This is a genomic window from Naasia aerilata (genome assembly GCF_030296595.1).
GTDB classification, from domain to species: domain Bacteria; phylum Actinomycetota; class Actinomycetes; order Actinomycetales; family Microbacteriaceae; genus Naasia; species Naasia aerilata.
In genome coordinates this window covers 420,901-447,535 of sequence record NZ_AP027731.1, presented here as the reverse complement: position 1 = coordinate 447,535, position 26,635 = coordinate 420,901, and the positions used below count along the sequence as shown (strand labels likewise).

Sequence of the window (26,635 nt, the reverse complement as noted above, 5' to 3'; positions counted from 1 at the left end):
GGCCGGAGCCCTCGCCCAGCGCGCGCGGCTAGGGTGATGGCATGTTCGGCTTGACCTTCGAGAAGCTGCTGCTCATCGGGGTTCTGGCCGTCCTGATCGTGGGTCCGGAGCGGCTTCCGCGCTATGCGGCGCAGCTCGCGCGCCTCGTCCGGTCGGTGAAGAGCTTCGCCGACGGCGCGAAGACGCGCATGCGCGACGAGATGGGTCCGGAGTTCGACGAGGTCGACTGGAAGAAGCTCGATCCGCGGCAGTACGACCCTCGCCGCATCATCCGCGAGGCGCTGCTCGAGGACGAGCAGCAGCAGGTCCGCCCCGTGCGCCCCGCCCCGCCGCCGAGTCGCCCGCGCCTCGATCCCAGCGCCGCCGCACCCTTCGACGCCGAGGCGACCTAGCTCATCCGCGGCGCTCGACGCGGGCGCGGTCATCGGCCCACGCGTTCTCCAGCAGGGAGAGCACCGTCTCGAGCGTCCGCGGTCCGGGATCGACGACGGCGATCCAGCCGAGGGATCCGTACACCGGATGCGGCAGGATCGCGTCGGTCTCGCCGAAGTCCCTCTCGGCCGCGGCGGGCTCCTGCAGAAGCTCAGCGGATCGGCGGGAGCCGACGTGGACGTTGAGCCGCCATCGCCCGCCAGGATCGAGGCGCGAGGCGTCGTCGCCGGGGTAGTCCTTCGTGACGATGGTGGCGAAGGGCTGCCTGTTCTGCGGGACCTCCCCATCCGGCGCGTAGTAGAAGAAGTGATCGCCCCAGGCGATCTCCGGGTACTCGCTCCCGGCAGAGGGGGCGAGCTCCAGCACTCCGTCGAAGCTCCGGATCGTCTCGAGGATGCGCTCCCAGCTCATGCCTCCAGTGTGGACTTCGGCCGCCGGCCGATGGGCGCCGGAACCGGCACCGGATGCGCCGATACACTGCGGCCATGGCCGATGTCGTCCCCGCCGAGCGCCTGCCGGCCCGCACGATCGCCGGCTACGCGATCGGCTCACTGGCCACGGGCGGGTTCAGCACCCTTCCCGGCCTCGTCCTCGTCTACTACCTGACCGACACCCTGGGCGTCGCGGCACTCGCGGCCGGCATCCTGGTGACGGTCGCCAAGATCTGGGACATCGTGATCGACCCGGTCATCGGCGCGGTCAGCGACACCGACCTCGCTCGCACCGGATCTCGGCGGCGCGTGATGGTGATCGGCGGGGCGGCCATCCCGGTGCTGTTCGCGCTCACCTTCGCCGTGCCGGCCGGCATCGGCACGCTCGGCTCGGGCCTCTGGGTGCTTCTCGCCTTCCTCGCGGCCGCGACCGCGTTCAGCCTCTTCCAGGTGCCGTACATCGCGCTGCCCGCCGAGCTCACGCGGGGATACCACGAGCGCACGCGCCTCCTCACCTGGCGCGTGGTCGTCCTGACCTTCGCGATCGTCCTCTTCGGCGCGGGCGGACCGGCACTCCGTGGGGCCGCGGCGGACCCGCGCACGGGCTACCTGATCATGGCGATCGTGTCGGGCGTGCTGCTCGGCGTCGGCATGCTGCTCTCCACCCGGGTGGTGCCGCGCGGAGTGCGTGCCGACAGCGGCCGCCGGGCCGGCATCGCGGCCGGCTACCGGGCGGGGCTCGACGTCCTCCGCCGGAGCCGGCCCTTCCGGGCCCTCCTCGCCGCGTTCGCCCTGCAGGGCCTCGCGACCGGGATGATGCTCGCGGGCGCCCAGTACGTCGCGACCTACGTGCTGCGTTCCGAGGATGCGGTCACGCTCCTCTTCCTCGCCCTCATCGCGCCCGCACTGGTCTTCGCGCCCGTGTGGGGCGCGGTCGCGCGGCGGATCGGCAAGGAGCGAGCCTTCGGGATCGCCTCGGTGATCTTCGCGGTCGCGGCGGCGAGCCTCCTGGTGCTCGCGGTGGCACCCGGGCCCTGGGTGTACCTGCCGGTGGGCGTGGCCGGCGCGGCCTACGCGGGACTCCAGTCGCTGCCGATGGCGATGCTGCCCGACGTCATCTCGGACGACGCCCGCGCGGCCGGTCCGGGCGCAGCGGGCGCCTTCGGCGGCGTGTGGACGGCGGGGGAGACGACCGGCATGGCCCTCGGCTCGACCGCGCTCACCCTGGTGCTCGCCGCGACCGGATACGCGGAGCGGGTCGCCGGCGAGACCGTCACGCAGAGCCCCGCCGCGGTCACCGGGATCGTCGTCAGCTTCAGCATCGTCCCGGCGGTGCTCGTGGCGCTGAGCCTGGTGCCGATCTCCCGGTACCGGCTGCGCCGGGCGGACATCGACGCGGGAGAGAGCGCCCGGGAAGGAGCGGCCGCGTGACCGAGCTGGGGGAGGCGGCGGAGGCCGCACTCGAGCGTCTCCGCTCCTACCGGACTGGGGACGCTCCGACCCATGGCGGGCACGTGCTCAGCTATGTCTACGACCCGGGGTCGGCCGAGCTCGACGAGCTGGCCGCCCGGGCGATCCGCATCATGCAGCCCGTGAACGGGCTCGACCCGACCACCTTCGGCTCCGTCGCCGCGATCGAGCGCGACCTCGTCCGGTTCGCCCGCGACCTCCTGGGCGGAGACGAGGAGGTCGTCGGCACGATCACCTCGGGCGGCACCGAGAGCTGTCTGCCCGCGGTGAAGACGGCGCGCGATCTCTGGCGCGCGGCCGGCGGCACCGGCACGCCGCGCCTCCTGGCCCCGGTCACGGTGCATGCCGCCTTCCACAAGGCCGCGTCCTACTTCGGGCTCGAGCTCGACCTGGTGCCCGTGGATCCCCTCACCGGGGCGCCGACGGCCGACGCGGTCATCGCGCGCCTGGGGTCCGACGTCGCTCTCGCGGTCGTGTCGGCCCCGTCCTACCCCTTCGCAACCCTGGATCCGGTGCGCCCGGTCGCCGCGGCGTGCGCGGACGCGGGCGTCCCGCTGCACGTCGACGCCTGCATCGGCGGACTCGTGCTGCCGTTCGCGGAGGGCCTGCCCGACTGGGACCTGCGCGTCCCCGGCGTCACCAGCCTCTCGGCAGACCTGCACAAGTACGGCTACGCGCCCAAGGGCGTGAGCGTCCTGCTGCACCGCGGCGCGGACCGGCTGCGCGCCCAGTACTTCGCGACCACCCGGTGGCCCGGCTACCCGGTCGTGAACCCCACGATGCTCGGCTCGCGCTCCGCGGGGCCGGCGGCCGCGGCCTGGGCCATCGTCCAGGCGCTCGGGGTCGACGGCCTCGGCGCCCTGGCCCGCACGGCGCTCGAGGCCACGCGGTCGCTCGTCGACACGGTCACGGAAATCGAGGGACTGCGGGTGGTGGGCACCCCGGCCGGTCCGCTGTTCGCGGTCGCCGCCGACGACTCCGCACATCCGGATGCGCGGGTCGATCCGCACCACTGGGCGGACGCGCTGCGCGGCCTGGGGTGGCAGCTGCAGTTGCAGCCGGGCCTGGTCCAGGAGGACGGCGTCCGGCTGCCGCATACGACCCACCTCACGGTGACGCCGGTCACGGCGCAGGTCCTGCCCGAGCTCCAGGATGCGCTGCGCGCGGGCGCGGACCTCGTGCGGGGCATCCCGCAGGTCGCCCCGATGGAGGCGATCGCGGCGCTGGGCGGTGACGTGACGGCCGTCCTCGACGGGCCCCTGCCGGAGAGCCTGGCGCCACTGCTCGCCCTCGTCGAGGGGCTGCCGCCGGAGCGCACGGAGCAGCTGCTGATCGAGCTCCTCGCCCGCCTGATCGAGCCCTAGCCGCATCGTTTCGGACTCTCCGTATCCGGAGACCGATGCGGAGAGTCCGAACTGATGCGGTCAGTCGCCGAAGTGCGCGGCCTCCTGGCGGAGGAGCTCGATCACGAGCCGCACCGAGGGGCGCTCGGCGCGGTCCGGACGGGAGAGCGCGCTGATGTGCCGGACCGCGGACACGCCCACCAGCGGGCGCAGCTCGAGCGCGGGGGCGGAGGAGCGGGCGGTGAACCGCGGGAGGATGGCGACGCCGGCGCCGGAGGCGACGACCGCCTCCGTGATCCGGGTGTCGCTGAATCGCTGAGCCACTCTCGGCGGCCGGCCGGAGATCCGCTCGATCTCGGTCAGCACCTGCTCGAAGGGGTAGCCGAGCGGCACCCCGATCCAGGTCTCGTCGACGAGGTCGGCGGCCTCGAGCACCGCGCGGCTCGCGAGCGGATGGCCGACGGGCAGCGCCACGTCGAGCGGCTCCACGAGGAGCTCATCGACAGTGAGGCCGGCGTCGGCCCAGCCGCGAGGCCGCGAGGGGAGTGGGCGAGCACCACGTCGAAGTCGTTGGTGAGGCGGGGGAAGTCGGGGAGCTGCGGATCGCGGTCGCTCACGACGAGGGACAGCCCCGGGGTCGCTGCTGCGGTCTTCAGGAGCCCGGGGATGAACATCTGCCCGGCCGTGGGGAACGTCGCGATGGACACCTCGCCCGCGGGGGCGTCGACGAACGCGTTCCAGACCGCCTCCGCGCGCTCGATGGCGACCGCGATGTCGGTGGCGGTCCGCGCCAGGGTGCGCCCGGCGTCGGTGAGGACGATGCCGCGGCCGCTCCGCTCGGTGAGGGGGAAGCCGATCTCGCGCTCGAGTACCTTGAGCTGCTGCGATACCGCCGACGGCGTCCGATGGGTGGCAGTGGCCACCGCGGTGATGCTTCCGCGCTCGCCGAGCTCGCGCAGCAGCTCCAGTCTCCGGACGTCCATGGTCCGCAGTCTATTGTTCAGCTCAGCTTCACGAAAGACTAAGAACTATTCGATTGTGCTAAATACCACGGATGCGATTCGATGGACCCGTTCGCACCGGAAAGGCCGGTGCGGCCAGCAGAAAGGCCTCTCGTGACCGCCGCACTCCTCGTCCTCACCGCCATCGGTGCCCTCTCCGCCGCCGGAGCCGTCGCCACCGTGGTCGTGACCGCGCGCGACGGATACCGCCGCACCCCCACCCGCCGCTCCGCCTGACGCGAACTGCCCACTTCTGCGGCAATTCGGCACCGACTTGCCGCAGAACTGGGCAGGTCAGCGGAGGGTGACCGGAAGGCTGCGGCCGGCGAGGCTCGTGCTCCGCACCGCGAGCCGCGCCGCGATCGCCTCGATCGCGACCGCCGCCGGATCCTCCGGGCGCGCGACCACGATCGGCACGCCTCTGTCGCCGCCCTCGCGCAGGTCCACGCTCAGCGGAACGGACCCGAGGAGCGGGACCGCCTCCGGCTGCCCCTGCGACAGCCGCGCCGCCGTCTCGAGGCCGCCGCCGGAGCCGAAGAGCTCCAGCACGGTGCCGTCGGGCTGGGCGAGGCCCGCCATGTTCTCGATCACGCCGATCACGCGCTGCCCCGTCTGCCGGGCGACGAGGCCGGACCGCACAGCGACCTCCGCGGCCGCCGGCTGCGGCGTCGTCACGACGAGCACCTCCGCGTGCGGAAGCAGCTGGCCCACCGAGATGGCCACGTCGCCGGTGCCGGGCGGCAGGTCGAGGAGCAGGACGTCGATCTCCCCGAAAAACACGTCGGTGAGGAACTGCGCGACCGTGCGGTGAAGCATCGGACCGCGCCAGGCGACCGCCTGCCCGCGCTGCTCGGGCGACAGGAACATCCCGATCGAGATCGCCTTCACGCCGTGCGCGACGGGCGGCAGCATCATCTGATCGACCCGGGTCGGCGTCGCGTCCGCGGGGATGCCGAGGATGCCCGGGATCGAGAAGCCGTGCACGTCGGCATCCACGACGCCGACCGCGAGTCCCCGCCGGGCGAGCGCCACCGCGAGGTTCGCGGTGAGGGTGCTCTTGCCCACGCCGCCCTTGCCGCTCGAGACGGCGATCACCCGGGTGAGCGAGTCGCGGCCGAACTGGGCGCCTCGCGCTCGCGGCCCGCGCAGCTTGAGCGTGAGCGCGTGCCGCTGCTCGGGTGTCATGACCGACGTCTCGACGGTGACGGCCGTGACCCCGGGCGTGGAGAGGGTCGCCTCCTGCACGTCCCGCTGGATGCGGTCGGCGGCCGGGCAGCCGACGATCGTCAGCCGCAGGCCCACCGTCGCGTGGCCGGTGGGGTCGACCGTGACGCCGCCCACCATGTCGAGGTCCGGGATCGGCTGGCGGATCTCCGGGTCGATGACCTGGCGGAGGCTCTGCTGGACGCGGTCCGCGAGGGTCGCCGCGTCCACGGCGCTCACGCGGACCTCGTGCCCGGGGCGCCGCGGCGCGGCTCGCTGTCCGCCGCGTTCTCGACATCCCGCTTCTCGAGATCCTCGAGGAGCGACCGCAGCTCGGCGCGGATGAAGTCCTTCGACGCCATGTCCCGCACGAGCAGCCGCAGGGCGACCACCTCGCGGGCCAGGTACTCGGTGTCGGCGAGGTTCCGCTCGGCCCGCTGCCGGTCCTGCTCGATCTGCACGCGGTCCCGGTCGTCCTGCCGGTTCTGGGCGAGCAGGATCAGCGGCGCGGCGTAGGACGCCTGCAGCGACAGGATCAGCGTGAGGGCGGTGAAGCCGATCGCGGCGTCGTCGAAGCGCCAGCCCTGCGGCGCGAGCGTGTTGTAGAGCATCCAGGCGATGACGAAGAGGGTCAGCCCGAACAGGAACCACGGCGTGCCCATGGCGCGCGCGATCCACTCGGTGAACCGGCCGAAGCGGTCGCGGCTGGTGCGCTGCCGGCGACCGCGGAGGACGGAGGCCCGGAGTCCCTTGGGCGCGTCGAGCCGCGGCTGGCGGTCGCGCTGGTCCTCATCGATTCGTGCCATCGCTCGCCCTCCTTCCGCGCACGGCGGCCGCGACCGCGGACGGACGCCGCACCGGGACGGTGCGGGACCGGGTGGGTCGGGTGGAGTCGGGGTTGCGCCAGTCGTCGGGCAGCAGGTGGTCGAGCACGTCGTCCACGGTGACGACGCCGACGAGCCGCCGGTTCTTGTCGACGACCGGCACGCTCACCAGGTTGTAGCTCGCGAGGATGCGGGTGACCTCCGAGGCGGGGGTGTCGTCCTGGACGGGCTCGGTGCTCTGATCGAGGAGGGTGCCGAGGCGCTCATGCGGCGGGTAGCGCAGCATCCGCTGGAAGTGCACCATGCCGAGGAATCGCCCGGTCGGCGGCTCGTACGGGGGCAGGGTCACGCACACCGCCGCGCCGAGCGCCGGCGCGAGCTCGTGCCGGCGGATCAGCGCGAGGGCCTCGGCGACCGTCGCGTCGGCGGACAGGATGATCGGCTCCGGCGTCATGAGACCGCCGGCGGTGTCGGGCTCGTACTCGAGGAGCTTGCGGACGTCGTCCGCCTCCTCCGGCTCCATCAGCTCGAGGAGGGCCTCGCCGCGCTCGTCCGAGAGCATGCCGATGAGGTCGGCGGCGTCGTCCGGCTGCATGGCGTCGAGCACGTCGGCGGCACGCTCGTCCTCGAGGCGGCCCAGGATGTGCACCTGCTCGCTCTCGGGCATCTCCTCGAGCACGTCGGCGAGGCGCTCGTCCGGCAGCTCCTCCGCAACCTCCAGCATGCGCTGCTCGGGCAGGTCGAGGAGGGTGTTCGCGAGGTCGGCGGGGTTGAGGTCGGAGTAGCTCGCGATCAGCTGGGTCGCCGACTGGCTCTGTCCCTTCGCGGCGCGCTCGCGGACCTGGTCCCAGGGGACGAAGAGGGTCGGGCCTTTCGAGAACGGGCTGGGGCTCGTCTTCGGCCGGCGCACGAAGAGCTGGCCGACCTCCCAGTCGCCGGGGCCGACGTCCTCGATGGCGACGTCCTCGATGGTCGCCTCACCGGAGCCGTCCGCAAGCGTCACGCGACGGCCGAGCATCTCCGCGATGATCCTCGTCTCGCTCGCGCGCTGCTGGAAGCGCCGCAGGTTGATGAGGCCGGTCGTGATGATCTGACCCGAGCCGATGCTGGTCACGCGCCCGATGGAGACGAACACCCGCCGCTTGCCGGGGATCTCGACGACGAGCCCCACGACGCGCGGAGGGTCGCTTCGTCGGTACACGACGATGACGTCGCGCACCTTCCCGACACGGTCGCCCAACGGATCGAACACGTTGCAGCCGACCAGCCGGGCCACGAAGACCCTGCTCGCGCTCATGCGTCCAAATCTACTCGGCCCGCCCCCGGCCCCACGCCGACCGGTCGGCGCCAGTCGTTGCGCCACCGGGCCGGCCGGCCTGGTCCGGGCGGGACGAGGGAGGAGAGGGCTTACGCCTTCGCAGTGAGGCGGGCGAGATTCTCCAGCTCGTTGGTGCGACCGGCCACGAGGCGTCCCGTCCATTCGTCGTCGTGCATGGGCTCGATGGTCATGATGACGCGGGTCCCGCCCTCGACGGCGACGAGGTCGACCGTGGTGAGGTGGTCGTAGGGCTCGTGGTCGGGCACGAAGTCGATCAGCGACGTGTAGGCGAGCCGGCGCGGCCGATCGACCTCGGTGAACGTCTTGCGTGACTCGGTCGTGAGCGGCATCCCGTACTGCTGCATGAAGGCGACCTGCTCCGGTGCGACGGCCGTCATGGTGTACAGCAGCTCGCCGCCTTCCGCGAGATCGAGGTGGTGCACGTCGGTGCGGAACCCGTCGGGGGCCCACCACTGCCCGATGCCGTCGGGGGTGGTCCAGAGCTCCCAGACCCGCTCCGGGTCGGCCGTCACTGTCCGCTCGATCGTCGAAACCATGGTGATCCCTCTCGCTTCCGTGCCGCCATCCTGGTCGGCGTGCAACTAATATATTCGTTGTGACGAATGTGTCAAGATGCGAGCATGGAGGCATGGCGCCCGGCGGAATGCTCTCCACGCTGGCGGAGCCGACCCGGCTGCGCATCGTCGAGCTGCTGGCGGGAGGGCCTCGCACGGTGGGGGAGGTGGCGCTCGCGCTGGACGCGCTCCAGCCTCAGACCAGCAAGCACGTGCAGGCGCTGGAGGCGGCAGGGCTCGTGACCGTTCACCGCCTGGGGCGCCGAAAGGTCGTGTCGCTGCGCCGCGAGGCGCTCCAGGAGCTCGGGGAGTGGTTCAGCGCGCTGGCCCGGCGCACAGCGTCGGACGACGCGCTCGAGCGCTATGCCGCAGGCGTGGCTGCCGAGGAGACGCGCGCACGGATCGGCGCGGGCCTCGCGCGGCGGATCACGCTGCGTCGTTCGCTGCCGGCGTCGCGATCCGACGTCTGGAGGGCCTGGACCACCCCCGACCTCCTGGCCCGATGGTGGGCGCCCCCGCACTTCGAGGTGCTCGTCGCAGAGCTCGAGCCGGCTCCGGGAGGCGTTGCGCGCCTTGTTCTTCAGGAGCCGGACGGCGCCGTCCACCGGGCTGAGGGGGAATGCGTCAAGGTCGACCGCGAGCGACGGCTCGAGTTCACGCTCGCACCCCTCGCCCCCGGTGGGAGCCCGCTGTTCGTTCCCCTGTTCCAGCTGGTGCTCACCGACGCGGAGCCGGCGCCGGGAGGGGAGGACCGCGGGCGAGGGGGAACGGACCTCGAGCTCACCATCGAGGTTCCGGACGCGGCGCCGGGCTCGGCATCCGCCCTCGCCGGGCTGGAGCCGGGCTGGACGGCACTGCTCGACCAGCTGTCCGGGCTGCTCACCAGCGGTCCCTCGGACGATTCCTCAGGTCCGACCGACCCGGTTGCGAGGTGATCGGGGACAATGGGGGCATGACCACGCCTTCGCCGTTCAGCGCCCGCCCTCAGCAGCAGCAGCCGACGCTGCCGCGCGGCGAGGTGGTCGGCACCTACGAGACGTACGCGGATGCCCAGCAGGCCGTGGACAAGCTCGTGAAGGCCGACTTCTCGGTGAAGGACGTCTCGATCGTGGGCAACGACCTCAAGAGCGTCGAGCATGTCACCGGGCGCCTCACCTACGGGAAGGCCGCAGGCGCTGGTGCGCTGTCGGGCCTCTGGATGGGCGTGTTCATCGGCATCGTGCTCGTGCTCTTCTCCCCGGCGAGCCCGGGCGTTCTCGGCGTCGCCCTGGCCGCGGCGCTCATCGGCGCCGGCTTCGGCATGATCCTCGCGATCGCCAGCTACGCGGTCACGCGCCGCGTCCGCGACTTCACCTCGACCCGGGCAGTCATCGCGGCGAACTACACGATCGTCGTGCAGTCCGACACCGCCGCCCGCGCGCAGAACATCCTGGGCCGCGGCGACGACCTCCCGCCCGCCCTCTGATGCCTCTGACCTCTCGCTCAGCAGGCAGTTTCCGGCCTCAGCAGGCCGAATCGGCGTGATCCGGCCTGCCGAAGCGGATTCTGCCTGCTGAGGGAGGAGTGGCGCCGCCCCTGCTAGCGGGCGAGCCGCGCCACCCAGGCTTCGACCTCGTCGGCCGTGCGGGGGATGCCCGCCGAGAGGTTCTCAACGCCCGTCTCGGTGACCAGCACGTCGTCCTCGATGCGCACGCCGATGCCCCGGAACCGCTCGGGGACCGTGAGGTCGTCGGGCTGGAAGTACAGCCCCGGCTCGATGGTGAACACCATGCCGGGCTCGAGGACGCCCTCCCGGTAGAGCTCGCGCCGCGCCTTCGCGCAGTCGTGCACGTCGATGCCGAGGTGGTGGCTGGTGCCGTGCACCATGTAGCGGCGGTGCTGCTGGTTCTCCGGCTGCATCGCCTCCTCGGCGGTGCCCGGGAGCAGACCCCACTCCGCCGTCTTGCGCGCGATGACCGCCATGGCGGCCTCGTGAACCTCGCGGAACCGGATGCCCGGCCTCACAATCGCGAAGGCGGCGTCGGCGGCCTCGCGCACCGCCTCGTAGACGAGCCGCTGGGTCGGCGTGAAGCGGCCGTCGACCGGGATCGTCCGCGTGATGTCGGCCGTGTAGAGGCTCGGCAGCTCGACGCCCGCGTCGATGAGGATGAGGTCGCCGGGGACGACCGCGCCGTCGTTGCGCGTCCAGTGCAGGATGCACGCGTGAGGGCCGGATGCGGCGATCGTGTCGTAGCCGACCGTGTTGCCGTCCGCGCGGGCCCTCGTGTTGAAAACCCCTCGACGATGCGCTCGCCGCGCTCGTGCTGCTGGACGCGCGGGAAGTCGGCGACGACGTCGTCGAAGCCGAGCGCGGTCGCCTCCACGGCGAGGCGCATCTGCCCGATCTCGTACTCGTCCTTCACCAGCCGGAACTCGCTCAGGGCGCGCGCGAGCTCCTCGCTCGTGTCCGCGTCGAGGTCGTCGTCGGCCGAGGTGAAGCGCGCGAGGGGCGCGGTGGCGAGGCCCAGGTCGGCGGCGACGTGCTCGAGGGTGGGGCGGGGGCCGATCCAGAACTCCCCGATCTCGGGGTTCGCGTAGAACTCGTCGGAGTCGCGGCCGGCGGCCGGGCGGAAGTAGAGGGTCGCGGTGTGAGCGTCGCCGGTCGGCTCGAGCACGAGGACCGCGCCGGGCTCGCTGTCGGCGCCCCAGCCGGTCAGCCACGAGAAGCCGGAGTCGGCGCGGAACGGGTAGTCGGTGTCGTTGGAGCGCACCTTGCGGTCGCCGGCGCGGATCACGAGACGCTGCCCGGGGAACAGCTCCGAGAGCCGCCGGCGCCGCTCGGCCGCATACGGGGCCTGGTCGCGCTGCGGCGGGGTGACGAGCACTCGGTCCGCCCAGCCGCTGCCGATGTACGCGCCGAAGGAGTCGGGGAAGCCCGCGGCCCGGTTCGTGGTGGCGCGCGGGGCCGGACCGGTCGACCCGGTGGGGGCCGCGTCGCCGGATGCGGCGCCGTCGGGGACGACCTCCTCGGGGACGATCCGCTGGGTCGGCACCTCCTCGGCCTCCCGGACCGGTCCGGTCGCCTCCGGTGCCTCGAGATCTGCCACGCGCTCCGACTCGTCGTTCATCCCTCCATTGTCGTCGCCGGAGCGGGGCGGCGCCCACCTGTCCGCTGCCGCGGGGAAACGGGGCGGAAAAGCGACGGAAGTCGGCAGGTCAGCCCGCGCGGGTGAGCTGGACGAGGATCGGCCGGTGGTCGCTTCCGGCGCTGTCGCGGTCGCCGATCACCCGGTACCCGGTCACCCGCCAGGAGGAGTCGCCAGGACGTGGTCGATCGGGGTGCCGAGAAACGGCGGCAGCCACGTGGGCCAGGTGCCGACCGCGCCGCCGCTGCCCAGGCGTCCCGCATCTCGGCACTGGCCGAGGTCGGTGCGCGTCGCGGCGGCGTCGGGAGCGGGGCCCTCCAGCCCGGTGAAGTGGTCGACGGTCGCGTTGAAGTCGCCCGCCATCACGACGTCGGGGCCCTGGCACTGGGCGGCCAGCCACGCGAGGTCCGAGCGCCAGTCGGCGGCGTTCGAGGGAGTCGGCGCGACGGCGTGGGCGGAGATGATCAGCGGGCCACCGCCGGTCGGCACCGCGACGATGCTGGGCAGCACCGACGTGTTGGAGGCCCCGGCGCCGACCACGTAGGAGCCGAGCGCCGAGCTGATCAGCAGCGAGGTCGACCGGGCCTTCGACACCTCGTCGTACGCGACGGTGTAGGCGACCAGGGGCAGGCCCGCGGCCCGAGCGCGGGCCGCGACGTCCTCCGCGGTCGCGCGCGTCGTCTCCGGCAGCGCCACGACCTCGGCCTGCGCCTCGATCACGAGCTGCGCGATCCGCTCGGCTCCCGGGGCGTCGCCGAGGGTGTTCCAGCTCAGCACCGTGAGGGTGGCGGCGGAGGGCGTCTCGAAGCTGCTGCCCGCGAGCCCGCGACCCGCCAGCACGGCCACCTGGACCCCGGCGAAGGCGAGGAGCAGCGCCGACAGGACCGCGAAGAAGCGGCGACCGGACCGCACGAGCAGGGCGAGCAGCGTGCCCAGCACCGCGGCCACGACGGCGACCAGGGCGGCCGCACCCCGCAGCGAGACGGCCTGGGCCAGCGGCGACGTGCGTTCCAGGCCGAAGACCTGCGGCCAGACGAGCGCGAGGAGGGTGCCGGACACCGCCAGCACCACCACGGCCGCGAGCGCTCGGCGGATCACGCGCTCACCATAACCGAGGCGACCCGCGCCGCCCGGGAGGGCGCGGCCTGTGAGGCGGCGGGCCGGACGGACCCGCCGATCTAGCATGGATCCCATGCCTCTTCGCGGTCCGGTCGACCTGCACACGCACTCGAGCGTGTCCGACGGCACCGAGACGCCAGCCGAGCTGGTCGCCGCCGCGGCTGCGGCGGGGCTCGGCGGCGTCGCGCTCACCGACCACGACTCCACCGCCGGCTGGGCCGAGGCGACGGAGGCGGCACGCCAGGCCGATGTCGACCTGATCCCGGGCATGGAGCTCAGCACCCGCACCGGGTGGGCGAGCGTGCACCTCCTGGGCTACCTCTTCGATCCGGCCGACCCCGGCATCCTGGCCGAGACGGAGCGCATCCGCACCGACCGGCGGACCCGTGCCGAGACCATGGTCCGGCGCATCGGGCACGACTACGAGCTGGACTGGGACGACGTGCTCGCCCAGACGACGCCGGACGCCACCGTCGGCCGGCCGCACATCGCGGATGCCCTCATCGCACGGGGTCACGTCCGGGACCGAGGAGAGGCGTTCTCGACGATCCTGCACTGGCGCGCCGGGTACTACGAGCCGCACTACGCCCCGGAGCCACTGGAAGGCGTACGGCTCGTCGTCGCGGCGGGCGGCGTCCCGGTGCTCGCGCACCCGGGCGTGAGCACGGACCGGATCGTGCCCGAGGACTACCTGCGCCGCCTGGTGGACGCGGGGCTCTTCGGGCTCGAGGTCCGACACCGCGACAACAGCGAGGCCGGCAAGCGCCGCCTGCTCGAGCTGGCCGCCAAGTACGACCTCGCGATCACCGGCTCGAGCGACTATCACGGGACCGGCAAGCACAACCGGCTCGGCGAGAACACCACAGACCCGGAGGTCGTCGAGCGCCTCGTCGCGACCGCGACCGGCTGGGCGCCGATCGTCCGCACGCCCTAGCCCACTGGGCGAGGGTGTCGCGGAGGGCGGCGGCACGCTGCATCGGAGAATGTGCGCATGACCGCTGAGCCCTCACCGCCCGGTCTCGTACGGGTGTGGCTGCAGCTCCTCGGTGCCGCCGTGGCGTGGGGCGGCCTCACCGGTGCCGCCGCGTTCACGGCGGGCTTCCCGCCGTGGCGGGGGACTACCCGGACCTGATGCTGCGCTCCTGGCTGTTCGGCCTGGTCTTCGCGGTGCCCATGGGCGCCCATGCCGGCCTGCTGTCGATCCTCGCCGGGGCCGGCTCGTATTGGGCGATCTCCCGCCTTCTTCCCCGCTCACGTCTGATGCCGGCACTCATCGCGGCCGTGATCACGCTCGCGGCCGCCGTCGCGCTGTCGAGCGTTCTCTACCTGTCGGCCGCCTATTTCGTGACGGCCGTCGCCATGGCCCTGATCGGGTGCGCGGCGGGGTTCGCAATGGTCCGGCGAGCGACGGCGGGACGAGCGCCACTCGTGCAGCCGAGCTAGCCGACCGGGCCGCGGAGCTCTCCAGAAGGTGCGGAGTGGGCGGTGCCGGCCGGCACCGGAGCGCCGTCGCGCGTCGATTCATATGCGGCCGGCCGCTGCTGCGCCCGCCGGATCCGCTCCACATCGAGCTTCACGGTGCGGTCGAAGGCGTAGATGCCGTTCTCCTCCTGGAACACGTCGGTCAGCTGGGTGTAGCAGTAGCCGAACATGCGCGGGTCGTCGAGGAGGACGCCGATCAGTCCCTCGAAGCGCGCATAGAACTCATCGAGGTTGCGCACCCGGTCGCCGTAGCCCCACGAGTCGAGGAGGTCGTCACCCGCGCCCGCGTCACGGGAGCGGGCGGGGTTCCACCAGATGCCGCCGAACTCGGACACGAAGTACGGCTGCCCCGCGTAGGGCAGCGACCACGGGCCGTCCTCGCCGACGTTGACGTACGGCATCCCGTCCGCGAGGCCGCGCTGCTGCTCGGCGAACTCGGCGGGGTCCTGGAGGTAGGAGTGCGAGTCGTAGACGTCGGTCCGCTCCCTGTGCGAGTAGCCGGAGGCGTCGATCACCGGGCGGGACGGATCGGCGAGCTTCGTCGCGAGGAACATCGCGTGGGTGACGTCGTCGAGCGCGGTGGTGCGGTCGTGCCGCAGCTGCGCCGTCTCGTTGAGCGGGCACCAGCCGAGAATTGCGGGGTGGCTGATGTCGCGCTCGAGCACCTCGAGCCACTCGCCCACGTGGGACGCCGTCGGCTGTTGGTTGGCGCCCGTGCCGCCGAGCCCGTTGACGCCCCAGTCGCCGAACTCGCCCCAGACCAGGAAGCCGGCGCGGTCCGCGTGGTAGAGGTAGCGCTCCTCGAACACCTTCTGGTGCAGGCGGGCGCCGTTGAAGCCGGCCGACAGCGCCAGCTGGATGTCCTCCCGCAGCGCCTCGTCGGACGGCGCCGTCATGAGGGTGTCCGGCCACCAGCCCTGGTCGAGCACGAGGCGCTGGAAGACCGGTTCGCCGTTGAGCAGCAGGGCCTGCCCGTCGATGGACACCGACCGCAGGCCGGCGTAGCTGGTCACCTCGTCGACGGTCTCTCCTGCAGCATCGACGAGCTCGAAGACGACGTCGTAGAGGTGCGGATCCTCGGGCGACCAGGCGCGGACCGCATCTTCGGGGAGCCGCACGTCCAGGGCGGGGGAGAGGTCTAGGTCCGCGCGGGTCTCGGCGGAGGCGATCGGGCGGCCGCCCGAGAGCACTGTCGCCCGGAAGGAGTGGCCGGGGGCGTTGCGGCTCACGGCCGCGCGGAAGGTGAACGCGCCGTCCGCGAACCGGGGTGTGGTGGCGACTCGACGCAGGTGCACGGGCGGCACGGACTCGAGCCACACCGTCTGCCAGATCCCGGTGGTCCGCGTGTAGTAGCAGCCGTTGTTCAGGAACTGGCGCGCCTGCTTGCCGCGCGCCTGGGTGTTGTCGTGCAGGTCCCGGGCTCGCACGGTGAGGATGAACTCCGACCCCGCGGCGAGCGGACCGAGGTCCAGGGTGAACGAGCTGAACCCGCCGCGGTGCCGCCCGGCCTCGACTCCGTCGACCCACACGGTCGTGTCGTAGTCCACCGCTCCGAAGTGCAGGAGGACCACGCCGAACCAGTCGTCCGGCACGCGCACGGTCCGGCGGTACCAGACCGCCTGCAGGTAGTCGGTGTCGCCGATGCCGGACGCCGCGGACTCGGGTGCGAACGGCACCAGGATGCGGCCCGACAGCGGCGCCTCCACGAGCCCGCGCTGCAGCCCCGAGTCGCCCTGGTCGATCTCGAAGTCCCACTCGCCGTTGAGGATCAGCCAGCGATCCCGGACGAACTGCGGGCGCGGGTGTTCCGGGCGGGGGAGAGCGTCCGACATGCGCTGCTTCCTGCGTCGTTGCGAGAGGTCGTTGCGGAAGGGAGTGCGGTCAGGACGCCGCGGCCGACCCGATCAGGCGGATGCGGCCGGCTGCGACCCGCCGCGACGACGCCGGCGGCGCGGAGCCGATGACCCGTCGTGCGTGCCGGAGCCCGGGGTGTGCTCGGCGTGCGCCTGCGGTCCGCCGCTCTGGGCGGAGCCGCCCGATCCGCCGCGGGTGCGGCGACGCGAGCGGGACCGTGCTGCGCGCTCCTCCTCGGAGCCGGAGCCTGAGCTCGTCTCCGTGGCGCTCCCCGACTCGCTGGCCTCAGGTGCGGGCCGGTGTCCGGGGATCCGCCCGCGCGTGCCGTTCGGGATGTTGAGGTCCTCGAACAGGTGCGGGGAGGAGGAGTACGTCTCGACCGGCTCGGGCTGGCCGAACTCCAGCGCCCGGTTGATGAGGGACCACTTGTGCAGGTCCTCCCAGTCCACGAACGTGACGGCGATGCCCGTCTTGCCCGCGCGGCCGGTGCGGCCCACGCGGTGCAGGTAGGACTCCCCGTCATCCGGGATGGTGTGGTTGATGACGTGGGTGACGTCGTCGACGTCGATGCCGCGCGCGGCGACGTCGGTTGCGATCAGCACGTCCTTCTTGCCGGCCTTGAACGCCGCCATGGCGCGCTCGCGCTGCTCCTGGCTGAGGTCGCCGTGCACGGCTGCGGCCTTGAAGCCGCGGTCGGTGAGCTCCTCGACGAGCTTCGCGGCGGCGCGCTTCGTGCGGGTGAAGATGACCGTCTTGCCGCGGCCCTCCGCCTGGAGGATGCGCGCGACGACCTCGTCCTTGTCCATCGAGTGCGCCCGGTAGACGAGGTGCTTGATGTTCGCCTGGGTGATGCCCTCGTCCGGGTCGGTCGCCCGGATGTGCACCGGCCGGTTCATGAACCGGCGGGCCAGCGCGATGATCGGACCCGGCATGGTGGCCGAGAACAGCATGGTGTGCCGGGTCGCGGTGGTCTGCGCGAACAGCTTCTCGATGTCGGGCAGGAAGCCGAGGTCGAGCATCTTGTCGGCCTCGTCGAGCACCATCTCGCGCACGTTCGCGAGAGAGGAGCCGCTGGCCGGCGAGGTCGAGGAGGCGTCCCGGCGTGCCGACGACGATCTGCGCGCCCGCCTTGAGCTGCTCGATCTGGCCCTCGTAGGCCTTGCCGCCGTAGATGGAGACGACCGAGGTCGGCCGGTTCGAGGTGATGACCTCGAGGTCCTCGGTCACCTGGACGCACAGCTCGCGCGTCGGGACGACCACGAGCACCTGCACGCCCGGGGCCGGCTCGAGGCCGAGCCGCTGGACGATCGGGATGCCGAAGCCGAGGGTCTTGCCCGTTCCGGTCTTGGCCTGGCCGATGATGTCCTGGCCGGAGAGGCCGAGGGGGATGGTCTGGGTCTGGATGGGGAAGGGCTCGAGGATGCCCTTGTCTGCGAGGGCATCGACCATGTCCTGGTCGACGCCGAGTTCAGTGAAAGTCACGAAGTGGATGCGCCTGTCGATAAGTGCGCCCGTAGGTCCTAGGCGCTCGTCCGTTCCGGCAGTCTCGCTCGGAACCCGCCCATCCTACCGGCTCGCCGCCCGGTGAGGGCGGGGAGCCGGCGGTCCGCGGTGCTCTGCTCCGCGGCGCACAGCCGCTCGCCCCTAAGCTGTGCTGGTGATCTCCTGGCTCGGACGCCACGGCGGCGGCGCCGAGTCCCCGCGGTCGCGGAAGCGCGGTGCTCCGCTGCCCATCGAGCGCGTCAGCATCGAGGCCCTGCGGACCGATCCGATCAAGGTGCTCGCCCAGGCGGCCTACCTGCAGCTCGGCCACTTCGAGGCCCTCTCCCGGGCGGCCTCCTCTGCGCCCGACCTCGACGCCAAGCAGGCGCTCTCGGCTGCCGCCGGACTCGTGCTCGCCAAGCACCGCGCGCTCGTGGCCGAGCTGAAGCGCCGCGGCGCCGACCCGACGGCCGCGATGGCCCCGTTCCGTGACTCCGTCGACGCCTTCTTCGAGGCGGCCGGGGGAGCCGACTGGTACGAGACCCTCGCGAGCGTCTACCTCACGTCGGGCCTGCTCGACGACTTCTTCTCCCGCCTCGCGGGCGGGGTGCCCGACGGCGGCCCCAAGTTCGCCGAGGTCATCGCGGGCGACAGCGGCACGGAGACCCTGGTCCGGCTGCTCGCGGCCGGCATCCGCGAGGACGCCCGGGTCGGCTCGCGGCTCGCGGTGTGGGGGCGGCGCCTCGTCGGCGACACCCTCCTCCTCGCCCGGACGGCCCTGCCGCCGACGGAGAAGAACGCGGAGCACCGGATCGAGCCTGTCCTCACCGAGCTGATGGCGGAGCACACCCGCCGCATGGACCGCCTGGGCCTCACCGCCTGAGCCGGGGACGCCTCACCTCTTCAACCGAAGATTGAGGAGCGCCGCCAGGCGCGTCTCGAAATCACGCCCTCATCGGGGTCGAGCCTCGGGGAAACCGCTGCTGATTTCGAGACGCTCGCTGCGCGAGCTCCTCAATCAGCGGGTTCGGTTGGGATCTTGTCCGAGGCGTCAGCGGGCGGTCGTGCGGCGCGGGTTGATCAGGGCGCTGAGGCGTGCCGCGTCGGCGCGCTCGCGCGAGCGGCCCAGCCGGAGGGCGGCGGCGCCGCAGACGAGCGCGGTCGCGAGCAGCGTGATCCACCAGATGAGTCCGGCGTCCCACTTCAACCCCGCCCACGTGAGGGCCACCCAGATCAGGGCGGACACCGCTGCGCCGAGCGCGGGGAGGAGCAGAACTCCGCTCGTGGAGCGGTGCGGCAGCGAGTAGCGGGCGATCAGGCCCAGGAGTATCCCGCCGAGGACGACGAAGAGGAGCTCCACGGAAGTGTCTAGGCGACGAAGCCGACGCGCCGGGTCTTCTCGGACCCGAGCTCGATGTAGGCGAGGCTCGCGGCCGGCACGAGGTAGACCTTGCCGTCGCCGTCGAGCAGCTTCACGAACTTGGCGCCGCTCTCGAGGGCGTCCGCGACCGTCTTCTCGATCTCGGCCGCAGGCTGAGTCGTCTCGAAGTTGAGCTCTCGGGGGCTGTTGACGATGCCGATGCGAATCTCCACGGCCTGAGCCTACGACAGCGCGCCGAGGGCGCCGGGCTCCGTTCTCTGTCGGCGCACGCGGTTACCGTGGAGAGGTGGGGATTCGGGGATTCGCGCCGTTCGTGGCGGTCGAGGACGAGGTCGTCCTCGACGACTCCCAGCGCGCCGTCCTGGACCTCCCCGCCGATGCCAGCGCGATCGTGGTCGGGCCGCCGGGGTCCGGCAAGACGACCACCCTGGTCGAGCTCGTCGCCGCGCGCGTCGCGGCGGGCTGGACTCCGGGCGAGCTGCTCGTCCTGTCGCCGGCACGCCAGGCGGCCGGCCGGCTCCGCGACCGCATCGCCCTGCGGCTCGGCGTGCCGACGGGTGGCCCCGTCGCCCGCACCGCCGCCTCCGTCGCCTTCGAGATCGTCCGCGCCGACGCCGCCCGCACGGGCGAGGATGCCCCGCGCCTCCTGACCGGCGCCGAGCAGGACTCGATCATCGGCGCGCTGCTCGAGGGGCATCTGGAGGAGGGCGGCGGCCCCGACTGGCCCGAGGATCTTGACGCGGACGTGCGCCGCCTCCCGGCGTTCCGCACCGAGCTGCGCGAGCTGATGGCCCGCGCGACCGAGTCGAACCTGTCGCCCGCGGCCCTCGCGGAGCTGGGGATGCGCGAGGGGCATCCGGAATGGGCCGCGGCTGCGCGGTTCGCCGAGGAGTACCAGCGCGTGGTCGACAGCTTCCGCTCCTCGTCCTACGACTCGGGTGAGCTGCTCGCGGAGGCGACCGCCCTGATCCGGGCCGGCCGGGCGCCCGCGGGACCCCGGCTCGTGCTCGTCGACGACGCCCAGGAGCTCGGCAGCGGGACGGCGGAGCTGATCGCGGCGTGGGTCGCGCACGGCACCGCCGTTCTCGCCTTCGGCGACCCCGACATCGCGAGCACCGGCTTCCGCGGCGGCCGCTCCGACCTGCTCGCCCGGTTGGGGGCGACCCTCGGCATCCCGTCGATGCCGACCCTGGTGCTGACGGGCGAGCATCGGGCGGATCCCGCGATCGCCCGGGTGACCGCAGGCATCACCGCGCGCATCGGCACCGCGGGATTCGGCACGCACCGCCTCCGCCCCACCGCGGACGACGAGACCGGAGCGGACTCCGGCGCTACCGCCGTCGTCCGCATCGAGGCGCCCGGGCGGCCCGAGGAGATCGCCCGGCTCGCGCACCGACTCCGGGAGCTGCACGTGCGCCACGAGGTGCCGTGGAACCGGATGGCGGTGATCGTGCGCTCCGGCCGGCTGGTGCCCGCCTTCGCCCGCGGTCTCGCCGCCGGCGAGGTGCCCACCCGCACGAGCCTCGCCGCGCGTCCGCTGCGCGAGGAGTGGGCGGCGCGGCATCTCGTCGACGCGGTCTCGGTCGCGGTCGGCTCGCTGCCCTTCGACGCCCCGACGCTCGCCCAGCTGCTGCTCGGGCCGCTGGGCGGCATCGACGCCATCGCCCTGCGCCGGCTCCGCCTCGCCCTGCGCCACGAGGAGCTCGCGGGGAGGGCGCGCGGCCGGCGGAGGAGCTCCTGGTCGAGGCGATGGCAGCTCCCGGCCGCTTCGCGACTCTCGACACGGCGCCTGCCCGGCGCGCCGGCCACCTGGCGGAGACGATCGCCCAGGTCCGCGACGCGCACGGACGCGGCGCCTCCATCGAGGAGCTGCTCTGGCTCACCTGGGAGCGCAGCGGCCTCGCGCGCACGTGGGGCGCGCAGGCGCAGGGCACCGGCGTGCTCGCGGACGAGGCCAACCGCCACCTCGACTCGGCGGTCGCCCTCTTCACCGCGGCCCAGCGCTTCGTGGAGCGCTCGCCGGGGCAGCCGGCGACCGACTTCCTGGCCGAGGTGCTCGGAGCCGACCTCCCGGAGGACACGCTCGCGCCGCGGGCCCGGCAGGATTCGGTCCTCGTGTGCGCGCCCACCGCGGTGCTCGGCGCCGAGTTCGACGTCGTCGCCGTGTCTGCGCTGCAGGAGGGGATCTGGCCGAACCTCCGCCTGCGCGGAACGCTGCTGCACCCCGATCGCCTCGCCGCGGTGCTGGAAGGCCTGCCCGTCGAGCAGATCGACGCCAGGAAGGCGGTCCTCGACGACGAGCTGCGCATGTTCGCGCTCGCCGTGTCGCGGGCCCGGGCCGCCCTGGTGCTCACCTCGGTGGCGAACGTGGACGAGCAGCCGTCGTCGCTCCTCCGGCTGATCCCGGACGCTCCGCTCGACCCGGGGACCGGCCGGATGCCGCTCACCCTCCGCGGCATGGTGGGTGCCCTCCGCCGGGAGCTCGCCGGCAACCCGGGCTCGCCGGCGTCCGCGGCCCTCGCGCGCCTCCGCGAGGAGCGCGTCCCGGGCGCGGACCCCGCCACCTGGTACGGAGTGCTCGCCCCGAGCACCGACCTGCCGCTCGCCGACCTCGAGGACCCGGAGACGCGCGTCACCGTGTCTCCGTCGCGGCTGGCGACGGTCGAGAAGTCCCCGCTCGGCTGGTTCGTCGACGTCATGGCGGCGAGCCCCTCGGGCATCGCCGCCAGCATCGGCACCGTGCTGCACGCGGCGATGGAGAAGCTGTCGCTCACGCCGGGCGCCGACCTCTCGGCGCAGGCCGTCATGGCCGCCGTGGACGAGCGGTGGAACGAGTTCTCGTTCGAATCCCCGTGGGTGGAGGAGTACGAGCGGCGGCGCACCACGCGGCTCGCGGAGGGGCTCGCGGACTACCTGTCCGCCTTCGATCGGGACGGCCACCGGCTGCTGGGGGCGGAGTCCGGGTTCGAGTTCGATGTCGGCCCCGCCCGGGTGCGCGGCACGATCGACCGGGTCGAGCTCACCCGCGACGGCGCTCTCGTCATCGTCGACCTCAAGACGGGGCGGCGGTGGCCGACGAAGGACGAGCTGCCGGAGCACGCCCAGCTCGGGCTCTACCAGCTGGCCGCCGCATCCGGCGCGCTGGAGGGCCTCCCCGAGCAGGCGGCGCCGGGGGCGCCAAGCTCCTCTTCGTCGCGGACGGCGTGGGCGGGCGGATGTTCCGCGAGGCCGCGCAGGAGGCCCTCGGCGAGGAGGCGCTCGAGTCGTTCCGGTCGCGCGTGAAGGCCGCGGCGGAGCAGATGGCCGGCACGCTGTTCCCCGGCGTGGACGGCCTCGACGACCGGGACCCCTACGCGCGGTACGCGTACCGCATCCACCTCGTGCCTGCGGTGTCCGCATGACGAGCGCCGCCCAGATCGCCGCGGCCCTCGGCCTGCCGGAGCCGACCGACCAGCAGAAGGCCGTCATCGAGGCGCCCCTGCAGCCGAGCCTCGTCCTCGCCGGCGCGGGCAGCGGCAAGACGGAGACGATGGCGAACCGGGTCGTCTATCTGCTCGCCAACCAGGCGGCGGCGCCGAGCGAGATCCTCGGGCTCACCTTCACCCGCAAGGCAGCAGGCGAGCTGTCGGAGCGCGTCACGAAGCGCGTGGACGGGCTCGGCCGCACGCCGCTCGCACCGGGGAGATCGACCCGTTCGACGCCCCGACCATCGCGACCTACAACTCGTTCGCCAGCGCCCTCTTCCGCGAGCACGCGCTCGCCATCGGCCGGGAGCCGGATGCGCTGGTGCTGGGGGAGGCGTCCGCCTGGCAGCTGGCCCGCCGGGTCGTGGTCGCCAGCGAGGACGACCGGCTGGTCGGCCTCGAGAAGTCGGTGGACCGGCTGACCGAGGGCGTGCTCGCGCTCAGCCGCGCCATGGCGGACAACATCGTCGGCGCCGCCGAGGTCGGCCGCATGGTCGACGACTTCGGGCGGCTGGAGAACCTGCCGTACGGCAGCCCCCGCGCCAAGCAGCAGTACAAGAGCCTCCGTGACGCGCTCGCCATCGTCGGCACGCTTCCCCGCTCCTCGCGCTCGCCGAGGAGTACGCCCGGCAGAAGGTGCGCAGGGGCCTCATCGAGTTCTCGGACCAGATCGCCCTCGCGCTCGAGATCTGCCGCCGGGTCCCGGGCGTCACGGACGCCTACAAGTCCCGCTTCCGCGTCGTCCTGCTCGACGAGTACCAGGACACGAGCGTCGTGCAGACCCGCCTGCTCGCCCAGCTGTTCGGCGGTGGCGGCGTCATGGCGGTGGGCGACCCGCACCAGTCGATCTACGGCTGGCGCGGGGCCAGCGCGAGCAACCTGGCCCGCTTCGGCCGGGACTTCGGCGGCGCCGACGGCGCCCCGACCTTCGCCCTGTCCACGAGCTGGCGGAACCCGGGCCGCGTGCTCGACGCCGCCAACACGCTGGTCGCGCCGCTGTCGGCCGCGTCGCCGATCCCCGTGGAGCGCCTCGAGCGCCGGCCCGGCTCCGGCGACGGCGAGCTCGCTGTGGTCTTCGGCGAGACGGTCCTCGAGGAGGCGGCGGCCGTCGCCGACTGGTTCGGCGAGCGGCTCCGGCGCCGCGGCGGCGCGCCGCCGACCGCCGCGATGCTGTGCCGGTCCCTCAAGAAGGTCGCGGTGTTCACGCGCGCGCTCGCCGACCGCGGCATCCCCTTCCGCGTGCTCGGCGTGGGCGGTCTCCTCGAGGACCCCGCCGTCGTCGACCTCGTCGCGACCCTTCGCGTGCTGCACGACCCGACGGCCGGGCCCTACCTCCTCCGCCTGCTGACCGGCGCGCGGTGGCGGATCGGCGTGCGCGACGTCAAGGCGCTGCGCGAGCTCGCCTCGTGGCTGTCCGCGCGGGACGCCGGCCAGCAGCAGCTCGCCGAGGAGGTGCGCGACCTGCTCCGGGCCTCCACGGTCGCCGACGAGGGCGCCTCGATCATCGACGCGCTCGACTTCCTCACCACCGCGCCCGAGGGGCACGGCGCGCTGCGCGACTTCAGCGAGGAGGGTGTCCGCCGCCTCCGCGCGCTGGGTCGTGAGCTGGCCGCGCTCCGCAGCCGCGTCGGCCTCGACCTGCTCGACCTCGTGGCGCTCGTGCAGCAGGAGATGCTGCTCGACGTCGAGGTGGCGGCCAACGAGTCCGCGCCGATCGGCCGCGCCGGGCTCGACGGCTTCACGGAGCTCGTCGCCGACTTCGTCGCGGGCGACGCGTCCGGCGGGCTCGGCTCCTTCCTCTCCTGGCTCGAGCTCGCGGAGGAGCGCGAGAACCTCAGCCCGCGCACCGAGGAGGCCGAGCCCGGCACGGTGCAGGTGCTCACCATCCACGGGGCCAAGGGCCTGGAGTGGGACGCGGTCGCCGTGCCGCGGATGGTCGACGGGGAGCTCCCCGCTCCGCCGCGCAGCAAGCAGGGCTGGCTGGCCTTCGGCGAGCTGCCCTACGAGTTCCGCGGCGACTCCGCGGACCTGCCGCACCTGCCCTGGCGCAGCGCGGACACCGGCAAGCAGTTCGACGAGGGCTACACCTCCTACTGCGGCGCGGTCACCGACGCGTTCGCGGCCGAGCAGCGCCGCCTGGCCTACGTCGCCGTCACGCGCGCGAAGGACGCGCTCCTGCTGTCCGGCTCGTTCTGGTGGAACCAGCGCAAGCCCCGCGGGCCGGGCCTGTTCCTCCGCGAGCTGGAGGCCGCCGGGCTGATCGAGGCGGGCACGCTGCCCGAGGCGCCGATCAGCGAGGAGAACCCGCTCGACGACCTCGTCGCCCACGTGCCCTGGCCCAGCGCGCCGCTCGGCACGCGGGAGGAGCGCGTCCTCGCCGCGGCCGCTGCGGTGGGCGACGCGAACCCCGCCTCGCCCACGCCCTGGTCGGAGCACATCGACCTGCTCGTGGAGGAGCGGGCCCGCCGGCTCCGCGAGGCCGAGCTCGTCGAGCTGCCGGTGCGCATCTCGGCCTCCGCGTTCAAGGACTACATCACCGACGCGGCGCGCGTCGCGAGCGGGCTGCGCAGGCCGATGCCGCAGCGTCCGTTCCGGCAGACCCGGCTCGGCACCCTCTTCCACTCCTGGGTCGAGCAGCGTTACGGGATGGGCGGGCTCGATGAGCTCGTGGACGCCCTGCCCGCCGACCGCGACCTGGACCTCGACGACCTCGTGGAGAGCGAGGAGCTCGAGGTGCTGCAGCGCACGTTCGAGCAGTCCGAGTGGGCCGACCTGCGGCCCGATGCCGTGGAGCTCGAGATCCATCTGCCGTTCGAGGACCGCATCGTGGTCTGCAAGATCGACGCCGTGTTCGAGCGCGACGGGCGCTTCGAGATCGTGGACTGGAAGACCGGCAAGGCGCCGAAGGACGCGGACGACCTCGCCCAGAAGCAGTACCAGCTGGCCCTGTACCGGCTCGCGTTCGCGGCCTGGCGCGGAGTCGCGCCGGAGTCGATCGACGCCGCGTTCTACTTCGTGCAGGAGGACCGGGTGATCCGGCCCGAGCGGCTCTACTCCGAGAGCGAGCTGCGGGAGCGGTGGTCGAAGGCCACCTGAGGCCGCTCGTCGAGCATGCGCTGCACCTCGTCCACGTCGAGGATCGGCCCCGTCTCGTGCGCGAGGCCGCCCGCGATGTGGCCGTGGACGCTCTGCACGAGCACGTCGAGCATCTGGACGGCGTCGTCGACGATGCCGCTGTCCCGGGTGTCCATGCCGAACAGGAGCCACTTGGCGAGCTCCAGCTCGGCGTAGAGCATGGCGCGGCGGCGCAGCTCGTGCACGTCCGAGCCCGGGCGGTGCTCGGCATAGGCCTCGAGCACCTGGTCGACGGTGTCGGGGCTCGGCGCCGAGAGGATCCAGGACAGATCGCGCGCGGGGTCGCCGATGCGCAGGTCGGACCAGCCGATGATGCCGACGATGCGGTCCTCCGCGTCGGCGCTGTGCAGCAGCGCATCCGCGTTCATGGCGCCGTGGATCACGGTGGGCTGGTACTGCCAGAGCGCCGTGTCGTCGGTGGCGCTCTCCCAGCGGGACAGCAGAGCCGCCGGCACGAGCGAGGTCGCGGCGGCGCGATCCATGACGCCGACCACCGAGCGGAGGCTGTCGATGGCCGTGACGACGGGCAGGCCCGCGTCCACCACGAAGCCCGCGGGCAGGGAATGGATGGCGGCGATCGCGCGGCCGATCGACTCGGGCAGCGGGCCGGGATAGAGGCGCTCGAGGCGCACGCGGCGGCCGTAGACGAACTCGTAGACGGTGGCGCGGCGAGCCGGGCGGCCGTCCCGCGACCGGAGCACCGATTGGCCGACGAAGGAGGAGAGGGCGAAGGGGAGGCGCGTGCGCACCCCTGAGCTCAGCGAGGCCAGAGCGGTGAGCTCGGCGTTCTGGGCGGCTTCGGCGGCGTCGGAGTTCGGGACCCGCACCAGGTAGTGGCTCCCGTCGCGGGCTGTGAGCAGCGCCGTGTCGAAGTCACCGTGCCGGTTGGAGCTGAACGGCTGAGCCGCCGCGACATCCAGCCCCGCGACGGCGGACGTCGCCAGCGCGGCTAGAGTGAGGTGGGATCTGGCCATACCGCTCAGGGTAGGTCGGGAC

General features: G+C 73.0%; 27 protein-coding genes and 2 pseudogenes. 15 read left to right on the top strand and 14 right to left on the bottom strand.

From position 1 onward, the window contains the following. Positions 1 to 41 precede the first annotated feature (41 nt). Positions 42 to 392: a twin-arginine translocase TatA/TatE family subunit gene (locus QUE51_RS02420; RefSeq protein ID WP_286278035.1), complete on the top strand. Its 351-nt coding sequence runs from the start codon at positions 42 to 44 to the stop codon at positions 390 to 392. A gap of 1 nt (position 393) precedes the next feature. Here the strand turns inward: QUE51_RS02420 and QUE51_RS02415 are convergent, their stop codons facing one another. Then, positions 394 to 843 carry a DUF6194 family protein gene (locus QUE51_RS02415; protein ID WP_286278034.1) on the bottom strand — a complete coding sequence of 150 codons (450 nt, stop codon included), beginning with the start codon at positions 841 to 843 and terminating at the stop codon, positions 394 to 396. Between the two features lie 74 nt (positions 844 to 917). On the opposite strand from QUE51_RS02415, the gene QUE51_RS02410 reads away from it, so the two are divergent. Continuing rightward, positions 918 to 2,294: an MFS transporter gene (locus QUE51_RS02410; RefSeq protein ID WP_286278033.1), complete on the top strand. Its 1,377-nt coding sequence runs from the start codon at positions 918 to 920 to the stop codon at positions 2,292 to 2,294. Continuing rightward, a complete protein-coding gene (locus QUE51_RS02405; protein ID WP_350226707.1) occupies positions 2,291 to 3,697 on the top strand; it encodes a pyridoxal phosphate-dependent decarboxylase family protein in 1,407 nt (468 codons plus the stop codon). The genes QUE51_RS02410 and QUE51_RS02405 overlap by 4 nt, the downstream gene beginning before the upstream one ends. Before the next feature lie 60 nt (positions 3,698 to 3,757). Here the strand turns inward: QUE51_RS02405 and QUE51_RS02400 are convergent, their stop codons facing one another. Continuing rightward, positions 3,758 to 4,150, bottom strand: coding sequence for a substrate-binding domain-containing protein (locus QUE51_RS02400; RefSeq protein WP_286278032.1), 393 nt, complete (start codon positions 4,148 to 4,150; stop codon positions 3,758 to 3,760). After that, positions 4,036 to 4,659: a LysR family transcriptional regulator gene (locus tag QUE51_RS02395; RefSeq protein WP_286278031.1), complete on the bottom strand. Its 624-nt coding sequence runs from the start codon at positions 4,657 to 4,659 to the stop codon at positions 4,036 to 4,038. Before QUE51_RS02395 ends, QUE51_RS02400 begins: the two co-directional genes overlap by 115 nt. A gap of 132 nt (positions 4,660 to 4,791) precedes the next feature. On the opposite strand from QUE51_RS02395, the gene QUE51_RS02390 reads away from it, so the two are divergent. Next, positions 4,792 to 4,914: a hypothetical protein gene (locus tag QUE51_RS02390; protein ID WP_286278030.1), complete on the top strand. Its 123-nt coding sequence runs from the start codon at positions 4,792 to 4,794 to the stop codon at positions 4,912 to 4,914. 57 nt (positions 4,915 to 4,971) lie between these two features. Here the strand turns inward: QUE51_RS02390 and QUE51_RS02385 are convergent, their stop codons facing one another. From QUE51_RS02385 to QUE51_RS02370, 4 genes are all read right to left on the bottom strand, one after another. Further along, entirely contained in the window at positions 4,972 to 6,120 is a 1,149-nt protein-coding gene (locus QUE51_RS02385) for an Mrp/NBP35 family ATP-binding protein (RefSeq protein ID WP_286278029.1), read from the bottom strand. Beyond that, complete coding sequence (locus QUE51_RS02380; RefSeq protein WP_286278028.1) at positions 6,117 to 6,686, bottom strand: DUF1003 domain-containing protein; 570 nt, start codon at positions 6,684 to 6,686, stop codon at positions 6,117 to 6,119. Before QUE51_RS02380 ends, QUE51_RS02385 begins: the two co-directional genes overlap by 4 nt. Next, positions 6,670 to 8,001: a magnesium transporter MgtE N-terminal domain-containing protein gene (locus tag QUE51_RS02375; protein ID WP_286278027.1), complete on the bottom strand. Its 1,332-nt coding sequence runs from the start codon at positions 7,999 to 8,001 to the stop codon at positions 6,670 to 6,672. Before QUE51_RS02375 ends, QUE51_RS02380 begins: the two co-directional genes overlap by 17 nt. A 110-nt stretch (positions 8,002 to 8,111) precedes the next feature. After that, positions 8,112 to 8,579, bottom strand: coding sequence for an SRPBCC family protein (locus QUE51_RS02370; RefSeq protein ID WP_286278026.1), 468 nt, complete (start codon positions 8,577 to 8,579; stop codon positions 8,112 to 8,114). A 92-nt stretch (positions 8,580 to 8,671) separates the two neighbouring features. On the opposite strand from QUE51_RS02370, the gene QUE51_RS02365 reads away from it, so the two are divergent. Together QUE51_RS02365 and QUE51_RS02360 are read left to right on the top strand one after the other, a co-directional pair. Continuing rightward, a complete protein-coding gene (locus QUE51_RS02365; RefSeq protein WP_286278025.1) occupies positions 8,672 to 9,532 on the top strand; it encodes a metalloregulator ArsR/SmtB family transcription factor in 861 nt (286 codons plus the stop codon). Positions 9,533 to 9,549: 17 nt separating this feature from the next. Beyond that, a complete protein-coding gene (locus tag QUE51_RS02360) occupies positions 9,550 to 10,062 on the top strand; it encodes a YflT domain-containing protein (RefSeq protein WP_286278024.1) in 513 nt (170 codons plus the stop codon). 113 nt (positions 10,063 to 10,175) lie between these two features. On the opposite strand, the pseudogene QUE51_RS02355 reads toward QUE51_RS02360, so the two are convergent. After that, positions 10,176 to 11,704 (bottom strand): annotated as a pseudogene (locus QUE51_RS02355) (aminopeptidase P family protein). 171 nt (positions 11,705 to 11,875) lie between these two features. After that, positions 11,876 to 12,820: an endonuclease/exonuclease/phosphatase family protein gene (locus tag QUE51_RS02350; protein WP_286278023.1), complete on the bottom strand. Its 945-nt coding sequence runs from the start codon at positions 12,818 to 12,820 to the stop codon at positions 11,876 to 11,878. 94 nt (positions 12,821 to 12,914) lie between these two features. Here QUE51_RS02350 and QUE51_RS02345 point away from each other — a divergent pair, with 94 nt between their 5' ends. The 3 genes from QUE51_RS02345 to QUE51_RS02335 are packed head-to-tail and all read left to right on the top strand — an operon-like array spanning position 12,915 to position 14,284. Then, positions 12,915 to 13,775 carry a PHP domain-containing protein gene (locus tag QUE51_RS02345; RefSeq protein ID WP_286278022.1) on the top strand — a complete coding sequence of 287 codons (861 nt, stop codon included), beginning with the start codon at positions 12,915 to 12,917 and terminating at the stop codon, positions 13,773 to 13,775. Positions 13,776 to 13,832: 57 nt separating this feature from the next. Continuing rightward, positions 13,833 to 13,973: a hypothetical protein gene (locus QUE51_RS02340; protein ID WP_286278021.1), complete on the top strand. Its 141-nt coding sequence runs from the start codon at positions 13,833 to 13,835 to the stop codon at positions 13,971 to 13,973. Next, positions 13,949 to 14,284, top strand: coding sequence for a hypothetical protein (locus QUE51_RS02335; RefSeq protein ID WP_286278020.1), 336 nt, complete (start codon positions 13,949 to 13,951; stop codon positions 14,282 to 14,284). The genes QUE51_RS02340 and QUE51_RS02335 overlap by 25 nt, the downstream gene beginning before the upstream one ends. On the opposite strand, the gene QUE51_RS02330 is transcribed toward QUE51_RS02335, so the two are convergent. Both QUE51_RS02330 and QUE51_RS02325 read right to left on the bottom strand, forming a co-directional pair. Then, positions 14,281 to 16,155 (bottom strand): glycoside hydrolase family 2 protein, encoded by a 1,875-nt coding sequence (locus QUE51_RS02330; RefSeq protein ID WP_286278019.1) that lies wholly within the window; start codon positions 16,153 to 16,155, stop codon positions 14,281 to 14,283. The genes QUE51_RS02335 and QUE51_RS02330 overlap by 4 nt on opposite strands. Before the next feature lie 72 nt (positions 16,156 to 16,227). Then, positions 16,228 to 17,659, bottom strand: a pseudogene (locus QUE51_RS02325) (DEAD/DEAH box helicase). 175 nt (positions 17,660 to 17,834) lie between these two features. Here QUE51_RS02325 and QUE51_RS02320 point away from each other — a divergent pair. Next, positions 17,835 to 18,542 carry a ferritin-like fold-containing protein gene (locus QUE51_RS02320; RefSeq protein WP_286278018.1) on the top strand — a complete coding sequence of 236 codons (708 nt, stop codon included), beginning with the start codon at positions 17,835 to 17,837 and terminating at the stop codon, positions 18,540 to 18,542. 168 nt (positions 18,543 to 18,710) lie between these two features. On the opposite strand, the gene QUE51_RS02315 is transcribed toward QUE51_RS02320, so the two are convergent. Together QUE51_RS02315 and QUE51_RS02310 are read right to left on the bottom strand one after the other, a co-directional pair. Continuing rightward, positions 18,711 to 19,019: a hypothetical protein gene (locus QUE51_RS02315; RefSeq protein WP_286278017.1), complete on the bottom strand. Its 309-nt coding sequence runs from the start codon at positions 19,017 to 19,019 to the stop codon at positions 18,711 to 18,713. Positions 19,020 to 19,027: 8 nt separating this feature from the next. Next, entirely contained in the window at positions 19,028 to 19,252 is a 225-nt protein-coding gene (locus QUE51_RS02310; RefSeq protein ID WP_286278016.1) for a DUF3107 domain-containing protein, read from the bottom strand. 74 nt (positions 19,253 to 19,326) lie between these two features. Between QUE51_RS02310 and QUE51_RS02305 the strand changes: the two genes are divergently transcribed. The 5 genes from QUE51_RS02305 (at position 19,327) to QUE51_RS02285 (ending at position 25,600) form a co-directional block, all read left to right on the top strand. After that, positions 19,327 to 21,441, top strand: coding sequence for a UvrD-helicase domain-containing protein (locus QUE51_RS02305; protein WP_286278015.1), 2,115 nt, complete (start codon positions 19,327 to 19,329; stop codon positions 21,439 to 21,441). Beyond that, a complete protein-coding gene (locus QUE51_RS02300; RefSeq protein ID WP_286278014.1) occupies positions 21,348 to 22,322 on the top strand; it encodes a RecB family exonuclease in 975 nt (324 codons plus the stop codon). Before QUE51_RS02305 ends, QUE51_RS02300 begins: the two co-directional genes overlap by 94 nt. Next, positions 22,319 to 22,441, top strand: coding sequence for a hypothetical protein (locus QUE51_RS02295; RefSeq protein WP_286278013.1), 123 nt, complete (start codon positions 22,319 to 22,321; stop codon positions 22,439 to 22,441). Before QUE51_RS02300 ends, QUE51_RS02295 begins: the two co-directional genes overlap by 4 nt. Beyond that, positions 22,438 to 22,926, top strand: coding sequence for a UvrD-helicase domain-containing protein (locus QUE51_RS02290; protein ID WP_286278012.1), 489 nt, complete (start codon positions 22,438 to 22,440; stop codon positions 22,924 to 22,926). Before QUE51_RS02295 ends, QUE51_RS02290 begins: the two co-directional genes overlap by 4 nt. A 214-nt stretch (positions 22,927 to 23,140) precedes the next feature. After that, positions 23,141 to 25,600, top strand: a complete 2,460-nt coding sequence (locus QUE51_RS02285; protein ID WP_286278011.1) for an ATP-dependent DNA helicase — start codon at positions 23,141 to 23,143, stop codon at positions 25,598 to 25,600. Here QUE51_RS02285 and QUE51_RS02280 read toward each other — a convergent pair. Next, entirely contained in the window at positions 25,555 to 26,613 is a 1,059-nt protein-coding gene (locus QUE51_RS02280) for a phosphotransferase (protein ID WP_286278010.1), read from the bottom strand. The two genes, QUE51_RS02285 and QUE51_RS02280, sit on opposite strands and share 46 nt — an antisense overlap. Between the last annotated feature and the right edge of the window lie 22 nt (positions 26,614 to 26,635).